This is a genomic window from Phyllobacterium sp. CL33Tsu, assembly GCF_900113985.1.
Taxonomy (GTDB): domain Bacteria; phylum Pseudomonadota; class Alphaproteobacteria; order Rhizobiales; family Rhizobiaceae; genus Phyllobacterium; species Phyllobacterium pellucidum.
On the sequence record NZ_FORJ01000009.1, the window covers coordinates 144,688 to 158,200 of the forward strand.

General features: G+C 55.0%; 16 protein-coding genes. 14 read left to right on the forward strand and 2 right to left on the reverse strand.

All coding sequences use genetic code 11. The annotated features are described in order from the left end of the window. The first annotated feature begins 4 nt into the window (after positions 1-4). From BM074_RS22355 to BM074_RS23390, 9 genes are read left to right on the forward strand one after another with little or no spacing between them, the layout of a single operon-like run. Positions 5-2,602, forward strand: a complete 2,598-nt coding sequence (locus tag BM074_RS22355) for a phage tail protein (protein ID WP_091925679.1) — start codon at positions 5-7, stop codon at positions 2,600-2,602. A 3-nt stretch (positions 2,603-2,605) separates the two neighbouring features. Next, positions 2,606-3,010 carry a hypothetical protein gene (locus BM074_RS22360; protein WP_091925681.1) on the forward strand — a complete coding sequence of 135 codons (405 nt, stop codon included), beginning with the start codon at positions 2,606-2,608 and terminating at the stop codon, positions 3,008-3,010. Then, positions 3,003-3,386 (forward strand): hypothetical protein, encoded by a 384-nt coding sequence (locus BM074_RS22365; RefSeq protein WP_091925684.1) that lies wholly within the window; start codon positions 3,003-3,005, stop codon positions 3,384-3,386. Before BM074_RS22360 ends, BM074_RS22365 begins: the two co-directional genes overlap by 8 nt. Next, positions 3,386-3,826, forward strand: a complete 441-nt coding sequence (locus tag BM074_RS22370; RefSeq protein WP_091925686.1) for a hypothetical protein — start codon at positions 3,386-3,388, stop codon at positions 3,824-3,826. The genes BM074_RS22365 and BM074_RS22370 overlap by 1 nt, the downstream gene beginning before the upstream one ends. A 1-nt stretch (position 3,827) precedes the next feature. Continuing rightward, positions 3,828-4,310 carry a hypothetical protein gene (locus BM074_RS22375; protein ID WP_091925688.1) on the forward strand — a complete coding sequence of 161 codons (483 nt, stop codon included), beginning with the start codon at positions 3,828-3,830 and terminating at the stop codon, positions 4,308-4,310. Beyond that, positions 4,307-4,606: a hypothetical protein gene (locus BM074_RS22380; RefSeq protein WP_091925691.1), complete on the forward strand. Its 300-nt coding sequence runs from the start codon at positions 4,307-4,309 to the stop codon at positions 4,604-4,606. The genes BM074_RS22375 and BM074_RS22380 overlap by 4 nt, the downstream gene beginning before the upstream one ends. A 13-nt stretch (positions 4,607-4,619) precedes the next feature. Continuing rightward, positions 4,620-4,808, forward strand: coding sequence for a hypothetical protein (locus BM074_RS22385; protein WP_091925694.1), 189 nt, complete (start codon positions 4,620-4,622; stop codon positions 4,806-4,808). Beyond that, positions 4,808-6,286 (forward strand): hypothetical protein, encoded by a 1,479-nt coding sequence (locus BM074_RS22390; protein WP_091925696.1) that lies wholly within the window; start codon positions 4,808-4,810, stop codon positions 6,284-6,286. The genes BM074_RS22385 and BM074_RS22390 overlap by 1 nt, the downstream gene beginning before the upstream one ends. A 2-nt stretch (positions 6,287-6,288) precedes the next feature. Further along, on the forward strand, positions 6,289-6,762 hold the full coding sequence (locus tag BM074_RS23390) for a hypothetical protein (RefSeq protein WP_244533070.1): 474 nt from the start codon (positions 6,289-6,291) through the stop codon (positions 6,760-6,762). Here the strand turns inward: BM074_RS23390 and BM074_RS22400 are convergent. After that, complete coding sequence (locus tag BM074_RS22400) at positions 6,759-8,462, reverse strand: hypothetical protein (RefSeq protein WP_139217709.1); 1,704 nt, start codon at positions 8,460-8,462, stop codon at positions 6,759-6,761. The two genes, BM074_RS23390 and BM074_RS22400, sit on opposite strands and share 4 nt — an antisense overlap. Positions 8,463-8,570: 108 nt before the next feature. Here BM074_RS22400 and BM074_RS22405 point away from each other — a divergent pair, with 108 nt between their 5' ends. From BM074_RS22405 to BM074_RS22430, 5 genes are all read left to right on the forward strand, one after another. Further along, positions 8,571-9,002 carry a M15 family metallopeptidase domain-containing protein gene (locus BM074_RS22405; protein WP_091925702.1) on the forward strand — a complete coding sequence of 144 codons (432 nt, stop codon included), beginning with the start codon at positions 8,571-8,573 and terminating at the stop codon, positions 9,000-9,002. A gap of 2 nt (positions 9,003-9,004) precedes the next feature. After that, complete coding sequence (locus tag BM074_RS22410) at positions 9,005-9,310, forward strand: hypothetical protein (protein WP_091925705.1); 306 nt, start codon at positions 9,005-9,007, stop codon at positions 9,308-9,310. Then, the gene (locus BM074_RS22415; protein WP_091925708.1) at positions 9,307-9,666 is read left to right on the forward strand and encodes a hypothetical protein; all 360 of its coding nucleotides are present in this window, start codon (positions 9,307-9,309) and stop codon (positions 9,664-9,666) included. Before BM074_RS22410 ends, BM074_RS22415 begins: the two co-directional genes overlap by 4 nt. A 222-nt stretch (positions 9,667-9,888) precedes the next feature. Beyond that, on the forward strand, positions 9,889-10,257 hold the full coding sequence (locus BM074_RS22425) for a DUF1515 family protein (protein ID WP_051614472.1): 369 nt from the start codon (positions 9,889-9,891) through the stop codon (positions 10,255-10,257). Positions 10,258-10,867: 610 nt separating this feature from the next. Further along, complete coding sequence (locus BM074_RS22430) at positions 10,868-11,707, forward strand: NAD-dependent epimerase/dehydratase family protein (protein WP_175499105.1); 840 nt, start codon at positions 10,868-10,870, stop codon at positions 11,705-11,707. On the opposite strand, the gene BM074_RS22435 is transcribed toward BM074_RS22430, so the two are convergent. Next, positions 11,704-13,482 (reverse strand): methyltransferase domain-containing protein, encoded by a 1,779-nt coding sequence (locus BM074_RS22435; protein ID WP_175499106.1) that lies wholly within the window; start codon positions 13,480-13,482, stop codon positions 11,704-11,706. The two genes, BM074_RS22430 and BM074_RS22435, sit on opposite strands and share 4 nt — an antisense overlap. Between the last annotated feature and the right edge of the window lie 31 nt (positions 13,483-13,513).

Genomic DNA, 13,513 nt, shown 5'->3' on the forward strand with positions numbered 1-13,513 from the left:
ATCAATGGCTGTATTTACAGGCTTGGCGACCGCCATTGGCGGCTTGCTGGGCGGCACCTTTCTGTCTGGTGGTCTTGGCGCCATCCTGCTCAAGGCAGCCGTTGGCATCGGCCTCAATCTCATTGCCAAGGCCATCGCCGGCAAGCCAGAAAAGCCTCAGTTCAGCATCAACGGCCAGTTGCAGTCAGGCGGCGACGTTGCCCGCTCGATCATTCTCGGCCACACGGTCACGGCCGGTTCGCTCGTCTATGCCAACACATGGGGCGATGGCGGCAAGACGCCGAACGAGTATTTCACACAGGTCATTGCCATTTCGGATATTCCGATCAACGGCATCATCCAGCTTTGGGTGAACGGCGAGCCCGTAACGATCTCGGGCACACTCGATCCCGACGACAAGGGTTTCCAGATCCCCGAATACCGCAAGGGCAGCGACAACCATCTGTGGATACGCTTCCACGATGGCACGCAGAGCGCAGCAGACAGCCTGCTTGTCAATCGGGTCTCATCTTCGTCGCATCCCTGGCAATCGAGCCGCATCGGCTATGGCGTTGCCTATGCGGTGGTTACGGCCGAGGTGGATCCGGAATTCTTCACCGGCTTTCCTCAGTTCAAGTTCGAGGTGCAGGGCGCGCGTCTCTACGATCCTTCGCGGGATAGTTCGGTCGGCGGTGCCGGTGCGCAGCGCTGGGATAATCCGGCGACGTGGGGCGGTGACGGCGACGATCTGCCGGCGGTGCAGATTTACAACCTCTTGCGCGGCTTTAACTACGGCTCGCAGTGGTTCTACGGCCTGCAGGGTGTGAGCGCTGCTCGATTGCCGCCGACTGACTGGATCGCCCAGATCAACAAATGCCGGGCATTAATTGCCGGTCCTGTCGGCCCCGAGCCGCAATATTACACCGGCGGCGAAATCCATGTCGGCGCGCAGATCGCCGATGCGATCGAGGCATTGCTGACCGGCTGCCAGGGCAAGCTTTCCGAAATCGGCGGCGTGTATAAAATCCACGTCGGCGAGCCTGATGCGGCGGTCTTTGCCTTTGCGGACTCGGACATTCTGTCGACCGAGGAGCAGGACTTCACGCCGTTCTTTGGTCTGGCCGACACGATCAACGGCGTAAACGCGACCTATCCCGAGCCGGCCGAGGGATGGAATACCAAGACGGCGCCGGCAATCCACAACGCGGCATTCGAAGCGCTCGACGGCAATCGCCGGCTGATGGCCGATATCCAACTCGATATGGTGTATCGCTCGTCGCAGGTGCAACGCCTGATGAAATCGGCATTGGCCGAGGCTCGGCGGGCGCGGCGCCATACGCTTGTGCTTGGCCCTGCCGCTTGGGTGCTTGAGCCTGGCGACGTGATCATCTGGAATTCCGAGCGCAACGGCTACGTTGACAAGCTTTTCCGCGTTGATGGTGTGTCCGATCGCGCCAACCTCGACGTGATGCTCGACATCACTGAGGTCGACCCGTCCGACTACGATTGGGATCAGGAGCACGATTACACCCCGCCGGTCTTTGGTCCGGTCGGCCCGGTTCGGCCGCAACCGCAGCCGATCGTCGATTGGAATGTGGAGCCAGCCGTCATCCTCGACAACAACGGATCACCTCGCAGGCCCGCAATCCTGTTGTCGTGGGACGGAGACCAGGCCGACGTAATCGGCGTCGAGTTCGAGGTGCGTCTCGCGACAAGCCTGATCACGGTCTATCAGGGCCGCACCGATCAGCCCGACAAGGGTTCGGTCCTGATCAGTCAGGGATTGTTGCCCAACACGCTTTACGGCGTGCGCGGCCGATACATTCCCGGCACGCCGCGACCGGTCGAATGGTCGGCATGGCTCAATGTCATGACGTTTAACATTCTCCTCGGTTCGGAGGACGTTTACCTCGGCGATATCGTCGACGAGATCAACAATGAGCTGAGCGGGCACCTCGAATGGCTCGCCGAGGGCACGCACTACGCTCGCGACGAGATGGATCGCCTCAACTCGCTTGCGGCACAAAACGGCGCTCAATCGGCGCTCGACAAGTTCGAGCTTCTCGCCGAAGTCGGCAAGGTCAGCGCCAAATACTCGCGTGAAATTCAGGTAGTGGCGACAGCGACCGAAGCTGCGGTCATCCGCATTGAAGAGCTTACTGTCAAGGTCGACACCGACATTGCGAATGCGATCGACAGCCTTTCGGCAAGCATTGCGGTGGTCGACGGCAAAACGATAGCGAATGCCAATGCCATCACCGCACTCAATGTCAGCGTCGGCAACTTCTCGGCATCGGGTCTTTTCCGCACCACGGTCGAGGCAACGGAAGCGGGCGCTCTATCCACGATCGGTCTGTCTGCGAGCGCCACCGGCGGCGGGGCTACCGTCCAGGCTGCGTTGTTCATCAGCGCCAAGGCTGGCGGCATCTCGACAGTCATGGTGCTGGCGGATCGGTTTACGATCACCAACGGCTCGACGCCTGAGTTCCCGTTCATCTTTCAGGGCGGTGTGCTCACGATGAACGCTACGCGCGTCAACACGGTGACGGCCGGCATGCTGCGATCGAGCGACAGCAAAATGCAGGTCGACCTTACCAACCGACGCATTCTGATCGCGGATTGATCAATGGTAAACCGCGTTCTAATCGGCGACTTCGGCGGCGGTGATTATCGCATCAGGATGTCAAAACCCGGTTTCGATGTCACCGCAGCGCTTGAGCCTGAAAGACTGGCATTCGACAGCACGTGGAAGGATAGCGCGATCGTCTACGCGATCGGCTCTGTCAATGTGCCCAACACCTCGGCATACACCGAGGTTAATTTCGGTGAGACCCTGCCGTTCGTGCCGCTCGTCTACTATTGGCAATATCTTTCATCAACCGAGCTTATTATCGGCGATGTCACGACCACCAACACAGCATACGTCACTTATTATGCGTCGGTGACGCAGAACTACATCAGGTTCTATACGCCTGGCTCTATCGGCTACACGGCCGGCTATCTGGTGCTGCGGAGTATGGCCGATGGTTAATCGCATTCTCCTCGGCAATCATCCGACTTTCGGCATGGGTGGTTTCGTCTCGCAGCCAGGCGTCGACGTCCTGACAGCCAACAAGTTTCAGTTTTCGTGGAGCACGATATTCGAGCAGTTTCAAATACTGCAGTCGGGCAGTTTTGTCGTAACTCACGGCGGCGGCAACACTGACGGTGCGTTTGTCGGCTTCTCTTGGGCGAACCTCGGATATTACCCGCTGATTTTTCTATCGAATGACAAGTACAAGCTTCGGCTCCAGTACCTATCGACGAGCAGCGGACAGGTCTGCGTTCGTTATTCCGGAACCACCATTGGCATGCCGACCGGCGACGCAACCGTCTATTACATCGTCACGCGGAGCATCAAACCCTAATGGTCAACAGACTTTGGATTGAGCCGAGCGTGTTTCGATTGTCCCGCGCGGGCGTCGACGTCTTTGCCGCAGCGGACGCGGGGTTGCTCTTCAACGGTGATCATGGCTCGCCAGCCAAGTTCATCAAGGGATCGATCGCAGGCAGCCGCAGCGGCTCGGGCACGTCGAACCATACGGCGCTGTTCGGCAAGACCTATTCCGTGAAGCCTTTCGTCATGACGAATGTCCTCGCCGGCGCTGGGGCGTCGTTGCCTGGTGAGACCTATCCCATCAAGGGATTTGGCGACAGTTCGACGCCTTGGAATAACTTCGCTTTCAGTTGGAGCACGTTCAAGGTCGAGGTGCTTACCGATCGCGTCAACTTCGCTTTCACAAGTTTCTCGTCGAGCTTCAACTACACCATCAATTATCTCATCTTCGATTACCGGATAGGCTTCTGACATGATGCTTCAGTTCGATGAGCGCGGCTTCATCACCCATATTCGTAGCGACCCTGAAAGCCAGGAGATCATCGACAACTTTCTGTCAAAGGGCGATTGGTTGCACATCCGCGGCAAGAAACTCCCGCGCGAGCCGTTTTTCACGCCATCGGGCGAGCCGATTCTCAACGAGAAGGGCAAGCAGATCGTTGGCAGCAAAGGCTTCGTCTATCCCGACGTGACGCATGATTTCCATTACGTGAAAAATGGGAAGGTCGTAGCGCGCCCAAGGCTTGCCGCCGAGAGCGCCGCGATCAAGGCTGATGGCAAAGACACGTTCACGTTGAAAGGCCTTCCTCGGCCGTGCGTGATGACGATCGATGGTGAGCCATATGAGATCAAAGGCGGCGTTCTTCATTTCTCGACCAAGGATGCAGGAACCTATCGCTTTGAGGCGGGCTTCCCGTTCGTCGACGGGTCGCACTTTGAGGTCACCGCGAAATGAAGATTAAGGGCAAGAAAGACCTGACGGCGGAGCGCGCCAAAGGCCGGGAAGCGGTCGACGAGGCATTCCTCCCGCGCATCAATGAGGCGATGGGGCCGAAGTTTGCTCTCTACATCGTAAAGGGCATGGACTCCCACCGATTTGGTGATGCTGACGAGGCGGGAGAGATAGAGAAGAATTACCGGTCAATGATCGACCGTGTTGCAGCCATCGAAATCGAGCGCCAGGCCGCGCAAGCCCGTGTCGACGCTGCAACCTCCGCGGCCGAAATCTCAGAAATCATCGCCAGTCTCTAAAGGGAAACCCAAAATGTCCAAAGCACCTCAAGCGGACGGCAAATTGCCGATCGCTCCTCAAGCTGCGCTCAACGAATACGCGGCCATGAATGAATTCCTGCGCAATCGTAATCTGCTCCTCGCCCAGCAGTTGCATGAACTCACGGCGACGATCGAAGCGCTGCAAGCTGAAATGCGGGCCAAGGATAAAGGGAAAGCTTGATGGCTATTCGTCCGGATTATGAGGTCGGCACCGTCTCGGTCACCGCCGGTGGCGTCACTGTGACCGGTGTTGGCACGCTTTGGGCCGCTGCCGACATTCAGACCGGCGACACGTTCAAGGTGAAGAACCTCGACGCGATCATCGCCTCGGTCGACAGCAACACCCAGATTACGCTCAGGGAAGCCTGGACGGGAGGTGCGCTTGCGGCGAGCTCGTATGCCATCCGCTACCAGCCGGATGGTTCACGCTATACGGCAGCCACGCGAGCACTCATTGAATTGCTTGGCAATGGCAACCTGACCGCCTTCTCGGCCTTGGCCGGCGCCCTCGATCTCATTCCGATCTTTACCGGCGCGGGCGCGATGACGCTTGTGTCCCGGCAGGAGCTTACGCAGGGCATCGATGTTGATGCGAAGGTCGAAACCCTCGCGGAGCGGGCGGGTTATGACGGACAGGCCGCAGGCTTTACCGTCCTCGTCGCAAACGTCGGCGACGGTCGATCGGCGGTTTACTTCAAGGCGTCGAACACGCTGGGCGACTGGTCGGTTCCTGCCTACCTAACCGGCCCGAACGGCACGTTTCAGTCCAAGGGCAACTATAGCGGGGCGATAACCTACGCCATCGGCGATGTTGTACTGCAGAACGGATCGTCTTGGATTGCGCGTGTAGTGACGACTGGCAACCCACCGCCGACCTTGCCGACGACCTCAAACACGCAATGGTTCCTTCTTGCAGCGGCCGGCAATGGTTTTGTGTTCAAGGGCGACTATGCAGGGGCGACGGCGTATCTGAAGGATGATGTCGTTATCAACCAGGGCTCGTCGTGGATTGCGCTGCAGGCGACCACTGGCAACGCGCCTCCGACGCTGCCGACGACCTCAAACGCCTACTGGAAGGCAATTGCCGTTAAGGGCAGTGGCGACGTTAGCGGGCCTGCTACGAACGCAGACGCCAATCTGGCGCTATGGAACGGTGCAAACAGCAAGACGCTGAAGGATGGCGGCCCGATAACGGCTGCGGGCTTAGCGTCAGTCAATATTGCTGGCACGCCTGCTGCAAACAAGCTTCCGTATCTTACGGGTGCGAGCTCAAGCGCTTTGACAGACCTGACGGCTTTTGTTCGAACGCTTCTTGATGATGCAGACGGTAATGCGTTTTTGACAAGCCTTGGTGTAACTAAGCTCGTGTCATCTCCAGGCTACGTGAAGTTTCCCAATGGCTTCGTCATGCAGGGCGGATACGACAGCGGAGGCACGGGGGATCACACCATTACATTTCCAGTAGCTCTCGCCTCGGTGACTGCCGTTATAGCTCATGGAATAGGGGCGATGGCCGGCACATCATCGCTGGCATTTGTCGCGACAAATGTGACCTCTTCCAGTTTTGCTATTCAGCCTCGCTTCGTTAACAGCGGCGGCACTGTCGGCGTTGCCACTCAGGCCTTCTACTGGCTGGTGATGGGTTTCGTGAATCCTTAAAGATGGAATTTATCAACATGAAGATTTTTGGTGTTTTTGATGAGGGAGGCCTTCCGAAGGCCTTTTTCAACGAGGATGTCCACGGTTATAAAATCGTGGATGGCTTGCCCAATCCGGCGTGCCAAATTCCCTTGGAGGCTGTCGAAATCGCGGAGCCTCAATGGATCGAGTTTCTTACCAATCAGGGCCGGCGTAAGATGGTTGATGGCGTTGTTGTGGAGTACGTGCCTCCGCCGCCCCCACCCGTAATTCCTGATCGCGTCTCGCGCCGGCAGTTCCGCTTGCAGTTAATTGACGCTGGCCTGCTTTCAACGGTCGAAGGGTGGATTGCGACACAGGACGAGCGCACGCAGGCTGCCTATGCCGACAGTGGCACATTTCTGCGCAGCGATGAAATGTTGCAGCAGGGGTTTGCTGCGCTCGGATTTACAGCCGAGCAAGTTGATGTGTTCTTTACCGAGGCAGCAGAACTTTAACCCGAAAGAGCACAGGCCCCCTCGCCAAACAATACGTAGGCCTTAAGGGGCGGTTTGTGATCTGCGCGCGCGTAGCCATACCAGCCGGTGTAGTTACTTTTGATATTTGGCAGCGCCGCGGGCACGTCGAGGCGTGCCCACCCACTGAAGCCGTAACCGACCACGTTGCCGGTCGCATCGGTAATGACGAGACGCTGAGTGCCGATAAGATGGCCGGGTGTATTGGCCCAGCCATTCAATCGAAGTGCTCCCGGCGCGCTGGTAATAGGATCGCTACCGTCCATGTGGCCTTGGCATCCTTGGACGATCGGCAAGGTCAAAGGCTTGTCGAGCCAGTCTGTCCACGGATCAGAAAACACACCCAGACGATCCGCTCTCACAGCTGACACCAACGCAGGGAATTGATCCTGCCACGGAAAAGCGAGTCCCATTACATATTGATCATCAACGCCGCTAAGCAGGGCGGCCGCTGGCATCTTCCGAAGGTTGGCCCATTCCCGGTCACGGCGAGCGATATGAACTTGCTGGAACGCCGTGGTGATCACCAGCACACCGACAAAAAGCGCAACGATGACACGTCCAACCGCCATACGATTCCACAAAAAGTGAGCCAGTAGGAGCGCGGTTGCGGCCAAAAAGAAAGTGGCTCCCATACCGTAACGGCCATCGGTCGCGGTCGCGAGACCAAGGCCTGCCCGTCCCATCGCAGTTGCGAGCGCCGAAACAAGCACAAACCCGCCTATCGCTACCAGAATTAGGGACGCGCGATCATCCTGCCGATGCACCATTACCCGCAATGCGAGGGCGCTGAATGTCGCGACAGCGACAAATCCGCAGACGAGCGGCAGCCAAGGGTCAACTCCCGGCCCCCCCATGCGAAGTGGGTCGGGACCGCTGACAAAAAGGAAGTTTAATACAAGCGCGATCGGCGTCCCTACGTACACGAGTGAGTATTTCACAAGTTCAATCGCGTACTGAAACGGTCCTCCCTGAAACTCCGGCAACGGAGACGGCTTAAGTCCCCAATAATGAAGCGCCAACAAGGCAGCGGTTGCGACGATTGAGAAGCCTAACAGCCGAATGTTGCGGGAGAAGGCAGCTAGAACAGCTATAGGGACGAAGGTGAGCGCTCCGTTGGCGAGAGATAGAGCGGCGCATAGCCCGAGTAGAAATGAAACGAGAAGCGGACGATTGCCCCGTTTTTCAATCAAAACGACATAAGCGCAAATCACAAACAGGTACACCAGAGGCCAGCATATCATGAAGCCCCATTCAAGTATGTTGCGCTGCTGCAGGCTTAGAAATAGGCCGCAAAATAATAAGGATAGCGCCACTTGCTGGAGCAATGGCACTCGAAATAATCGCGACGCAATGTAACCAAACAGGAAGCCGTTAACTACAATCGTTACGTGGGTTGCAGCGATCAAAAGCGTCTGTCTGCCAGCATTGAGGTAAGTATCAACAAGATAAAACAACTTAGGGATCGCTATGCGATGCTCGTTGTGATGCTCGAAAAACTTCGAGAATAGTTGATGCGGGGTGATGTTATCCCAGCTATCCCAAAAGGTGACCGGAGAATAGGTCAATACCAAGTATCGAAGCGTCACAGCCTCCATGAACGCAACGAAAACCAGGCTTCCTAATATTGCCGATATTCCAAAGATGCGCCTGTTCGATGTGTCGCTTGATATTGCCGTCATGAATAGATGCCTTCTGTAATCTGTCGTCACCACAATACGGTTTGCTGAATAAAATCAAGCCTACGCGCCAACTGCGTCACCGAATTCAACCAAAATCAAGGAACTCCCATGCCCTCCTTTGGATCAAAATCCAAAGCGGCTCTGGCTAAGTGCCATCCGCTTTTGCAAGACATTGCCAACGAAGCGATCAAGGAGATTGACTTCATGGTGCTCGATGCCACGCGCGGCCGGGTGGAGCAGGAGCGGGCCTTTGCCGGCGGCAAGAGCAAGGCTCGGTTCGGTCAGTCGGCGCACAACTATGTTCCGGCCATCGCGTTCGATCTCTTCCCGGCTCCATACGACTGGAACAATACCGCGGCCTTCATCGCGCTGTCGAAGGTCATCATGCGGATCGCGAAAGAGGAGAAAATACCACTGCGCTGGGGTGGTGACTGGAATAGGGACGGCGACAAAACCACGTCCGATGCGTGGGATAAGCCACACTACGAACTCGACCCTTGGCGCGATTGGGCCAAGAAGTCGAAGCTGTACGAGGGTTGATCATGATCGATCCTGACGCATGGCGTGTTCGGCGCAGCCTGGTCATCGGCACCATTCTTTGGTGCGGGGGCATTGTCACCTACATCACTCTTGCCGGCGGAGAGAGTTCACTTCGCGAGACAGTTGCCGTCGGTGCGCTCACGCTCGCTGGCAGTACTCTCGGCTCCTACGTCTTTGGCGCAATCTGGGATGATCAGAACAAGCGCCGGTTCGGCGCAGGCGGACGCCGAGTTGAGACACGCGTCGAGGAGGTCACTCCAGCGGCACCGGTCAATCCGGTCCCTCCAATCGCGGAGGAGGGGCCATGACAATCCTCGAAGGCTTCAAGGCTGCGGTCTCGGCGCTTGCCGGGGCAGCAGTCACCGCGGCGTTCTATGCGCTCGTCATCATTCCCATAGAACGAAACGACGCTCGGCGCGGCTATGTGGCCGAGGCGCGGGCAACTGCTGCCGAAGCGAAGGCCGACAAAATCCAGCGCGAGCGCAATGCCAATCAGATCGTTATTGACGCCTACCAGGTCCAATTGAAGAACGCTCGTGCCGCTGAGGCGGAGAAGGTCGAAAAGCATGAAACCGAGATTGCCGAACATGAGGCGAAACTTAGGGCCGCTGGCCGTTCTTGTCTTGTTGACGATGCTGATCGGGACTGGTTGCTCAAGCCTTGACAAGCAGCTGCGCGATGCAGCGACGGTGCAAGGTGAAGCGCAGACGGATCGCAATCTCCCGTTTTGGCCGGATGATTGCCGCAAGATCGAACCTCATGCGCCGGTTGTTGTCGGCGCAGAAGCCCTATCAGGCTGGAAGAGAGAACGACAGGCGCTCGACAGGGCAAACGAGCGGGTGGGGCGCTGTGCGGGCTTCTATGACGGTTTGGCGGGAAAGCCGCGATGATGGGCGAACTCAACTTAAATGACATCTACAAATCCATCGGCATCCTGACCGCAGAGGTTCAGGGCCTGCGCCGCGATATGGAAGCCTCGGAGCGACGGGCCGCGCTTGAAAATCGCGAAGCCGACGAAAAACGCGCCATTGTTCATCGGCGGATCGATGAGATGGTCAGCGAGGTAGGTGATATCAAAACCGATATTGCCACGATTACCGAGCAGGTGAAGGACAGCAAGATTGTGACCGACGAGGTTCGCAAATGGAAACTGATGGGTCTAGGTGCACTTGGCGTCGTTGGGATCGGCGGTACCGCGCTCGGGGTAAGCATTGCGAATTCGTTTGAATGGGTCTCGCGGCTGTTTCATAGATAGAAAACGTTCTGCCGGTATTGGAGCTATCTATGAGATCGATCCATGTGTCCCCATCCGAAATCCCCAAACCGCTGACGGCAAATCCTTGCGCTTGCTGTCCCTAGAAGGATGGCGCGTAATGGGTTTGGCGGTTATCCAAGCTGTGAGGTTCGGTGGTTGACGAAACGCAGTCTAAGACACTGCCTACGAGCCTTTACCGCTTTTCTCGCCTGAGGCAACTATGGGTTGTGAAATCGCTGAATCGCCTTTGTGCATCTTCACCCATTCGTCCCGAGGATACAACCTCAACGGCTTTTCGATTACAGGCTTTAGACCCTTTCTGATTATATCGTTGAATTCTTTAGTCAAAAGGATCGGTATCACTTGTCATAGTTCCTCCAACCGATGGCTTTCCTACTACCTTGGATTGTATCGGAATAATAAATTCCACGTGTGGGGAAGTATATAGCCGCAATTTAAGCCCTTACAGATTTTTAGGATAGAGAAACGCTGTATTGAGCGCTGAAATCGCGACCCTTAATGGCAGAACGTTGGGCGCGCACGGCACGGTTGACACTTACTCTGTAGAGTGTGATTGATCGCGGGATTAGTGTTTCAGAGGAATTCCAGGGTGAGATATCTCGTAACGGGTGGTTGTGGATACGTTGGGCAGCATGTAGTCAGCGCATTGATCTCAAGGGGGCACGAAGTGGTCGTTGCAAGCCGAACTGTCTCAGGTGGAGCAGTCGGCGCGGAGTACCTTCAACTAGATATTCTCAATGATAACCGGAACTTATACGAAATCTCGGGAAAACCCGATGTTTTGATTCGTCTCGCTTGGGAAGATGGGTTCAATCACGCCAGTTCGAAGCATCTCTCCAATCTTCCGCAACACGTTACCTTCTTGCGCCGCATGCTAGAAGCAGGTCTGAAGCACATCGTTGGCGTTGGGACAATGCACGAAGTCGGCTATCATATTGGTCCTGTCGATGAAGCGACACCCACGTTTCCTCTGCATGCATATGGGATCGCAAAAAACTATCTGCGGTCCGTCCAGACTCTGATGTGCAAAGAATTCGGCGCTGTCGATCAATGGATTAGGTGCTACTATATTTACGGCGACGACATGTTAAACAATTCGATTTTCACCAAATTGCTTCGGGCTGAAGCTGAAGGAAAAACAGAATTCCCGTTGAACACCGGCGAACTCCTGTACGATTTCATTCATGTTAACGAACTGGGACTGCAAGTTGCAGATGTTTCTGAACAAGCTAGTGTGATTGGCATCGTGAATTGTTGCTCTGGTGAGCCAGTTACACTCAAAACTATGGTGCTACGGTTTATCGAAGAAAACCACTTACACATTAAACCTGTCTGGGGCGCTTTTCCCATGCGGCCATACGATTCACGTGCACTTTGGGGTGATCCGGCAAAGATTCAGAGAGTTCGCGAGCTTAGACTGGGCAGTTAACTTTTGAATCTGCGCAGCGGAGCCGTGATTCGCCAAGACGTCGATCGTTTCATGTCTGCGTGTATTCTCGCCAGGTCTTCTGCCGGAAGGTTAACATAATCTCGAAAAGTTGGAGACCTAACGCCAAAAATTCGCTTCAGGAACCGAACTGGAATAGTAATTCGCCAAGATCGCGAACTTAAGATATCAGCCACTTCGGTTAATTTTTGCCTTTGTTCCAATAAACTATCGAGCTTTAAATCTTCATGTCGCGCTAAGGGCCGGGATGTGCCATTCATCGCACTCAAAGCTTGTTTAAACGTTCCCGGCGCAAGAAGTAATGCTTGCCGATTAAGTTTGTTTTGGATTCTTTGAGCATTGGCAATCCATTCGTCTTGTTGATGTTCCGCAATGGAGTTTTGATCGCTCCATTGATAAATTCCGGTGATTTCCTCTGTGGAAGCCACGCCAACAATCGAAGCCGTACGCATCAAAAAATCCCAGTCTTCAGCCGTTGTCAAATCTTCATCAAAATGAATTTTTAGTTCGTGATAAACTCCACGTGGAAATGCTAGCGTATTATTCGGGGAATGATTATCCCTGAAGTGTTCTAGGAAGTTAAAGGCTTGGGGATATGGTTTATTGTGCTGACTGACCGCGCGGATCGCTGTCTTGCCGTTTACATTAACGGTCTTAATAGATTGCGTCACGGACACACAGCGCAATATGCAGCCGTATTTTTTGCCAGCCGCAGCCTTAAAAGTCTCCACCCAATGCCCCAAGGGGATGTCATCATCGTCGTGAATGGCGATGTATTCACCCTTAGCAGCAGCAAAGCCCGCGTTTAAGGGACGAGTTCTATTCCCTTCCTCGACTCTTATGAGCCGGACCCTGTCCTTGAGCCAGGTTGGAAGGTCCTCGATGATAATCTCTACCGCGATTTGATCGTCGACGGACAGATTGTGCCCGACGATTAGTACCTCGAAATCTGTGCACGTTTGCCCCGCAAGACACGTAAGCAACTCGACCAGAGAGGCGATACGCTTGCCTTGAGTACGCGTGACGATCGTTAGAAATGGCCTCGTTTCGGGCGCCGGCCGTTCAAAGGGAACTTTACTAATCTTCTCACCGGGAAGACAGGAAACAATTATTTGATTGATTGTTCCGCTGTCATCAACATTCGACCTCAACTGATTAAGAAAGGTCCTAATGGTTGTTCCTTCTTGGAGAACGGGATGACTGGAGGGAAAGAATTGGTCGCTTTTCGCCTTACGCACATCGTTCCGATCGGTAATGTAGAAGCCAGAATGTCTGAGGGTTTCGGTTAAAAAGTTATCATCAAACATTCGAACGTGCGTATGATCTAGTAAACCTGCTTCAGTGTGATTGATTTTGCCTAGCGCTAGTTTAAACCCCACATCGCGGTGAGCAATGTTTGGTACACTAACGATCAGTAATGCGTTGTGAGCCTTAGATATCTCGTATAACGCTCCCAGTATGGCTTCGCTGTCCGGTAAATGCTCAAGAGTGTCAAGCAGAGTTATCGAGCCGACAGTTCGCGGACCGACTATTTCACGTAGCATGTGTATATTTTCTTCAAGACTCGACAGAACGAGTCGATGCGTTTCAAAGCCTCTGCTTGCCAGTGAGGCCAGCCCCAACTGATTCGCATCAACCCCCACGTAAATCCGACCCAAATGGGAAATATGTTCCGCGATGCTTCCATAGCCACATCCGATGTCAAGGTGAATAAGCCCCTTATCGTTGTGATCGATGTTCCGCTTTAATAGATCCACCGTGTGTCCATAGACGTTGTCGGACGCGTAA

What these genes read in the sequence shown, in the direction of transcription:
- BM074_RS22410 (WP_091925705.1), top strand. Translation starts at nt 9,005, where the DNA reads ATGATCGATCCTGACGCATGGCGTGTTCGGCGCAGCCTGGTCATCGGC.
- BM074_RS23390 (WP_244533070.1), top strand. Translation starts at nt 6,289, where the DNA reads ATGGAATTTATCAACATGAAGATTTTTGGTGTTTTTGATGAGGGAGGC.
- BM074_RS22355 (WP_091925679.1), top strand. Translation starts at nt 5, where the DNA reads ATGGCTGTATTTACAGGCTTGGCGACCGCCATTGGCGGCTTGCTGGGC.
- BM074_RS22425 (WP_051614472.1), top strand. Translation starts at nt 9,889, where the DNA reads ATGATGGGCGAACTCAACTTAAATGACATCTACAAATCCATCGGCATC.
- BM074_RS22370 (WP_091925686.1), top strand. Translation starts at nt 3,386, where the DNA reads ATGGTCAACAGACTTTGGATTGAGCCGAGCGTGTTTCGATTGTCCCGC.
- BM074_RS22405 (WP_091925702.1), top strand. Translation starts at nt 8,571, where the DNA reads ATGCCCTCCTTTGGATCAAAATCCAAAGCGGCTCTGGCTAAGTGCCAT.
- BM074_RS22385 (WP_091925694.1), top strand. Translation starts at nt 4,620, where the DNA reads ATGTCCAAAGCACCTCAAGCGGACGGCAAATTGCCGATCGCTCCTCAA.
- BM074_RS22365 (WP_091925684.1), top strand. Translation starts at nt 3,003, where the DNA reads ATGGTTAATCGCATTCTCCTCGGCAATCATCCGACTTTCGGCATGGGT.
- BM074_RS22400 (WP_139217709.1), bottom strand. Translation starts at nt 8,462, where the DNA reads ATGACGGCAATATCAAGCGACACATCGAACAGGCGCATCTTTGGAATA.
- BM074_RS22390 (WP_091925696.1), top strand. Translation starts at nt 4,808, where the DNA reads ATGGCTATTCGTCCGGATTATGAGGTCGGCACCGTCTCGGTCACCGCC.
- BM074_RS22380 (WP_091925691.1), top strand. Translation starts at nt 4,307, where the DNA reads ATGAAGATTAAGGGCAAGAAAGACCTGACGGCGGAGCGCGCCAAAGGC.
- BM074_RS22375 (WP_091925688.1), top strand. Translation starts at nt 3,828, where the DNA reads ATGATGCTTCAGTTCGATGAGCGCGGCTTCATCACCCATATTCGTAGC.
- BM074_RS22415 (WP_091925708.1), top strand. Translation starts at nt 9,307, where the DNA reads ATGACAATCCTCGAAGGCTTCAAGGCTGCGGTCTCGGCGCTTGCCGGG.
- BM074_RS22360 (WP_091925681.1), top strand. Translation starts at nt 2,606, where the DNA reads ATGGTAAACCGCGTTCTAATCGGCGACTTCGGCGGCGGTGATTATCGC.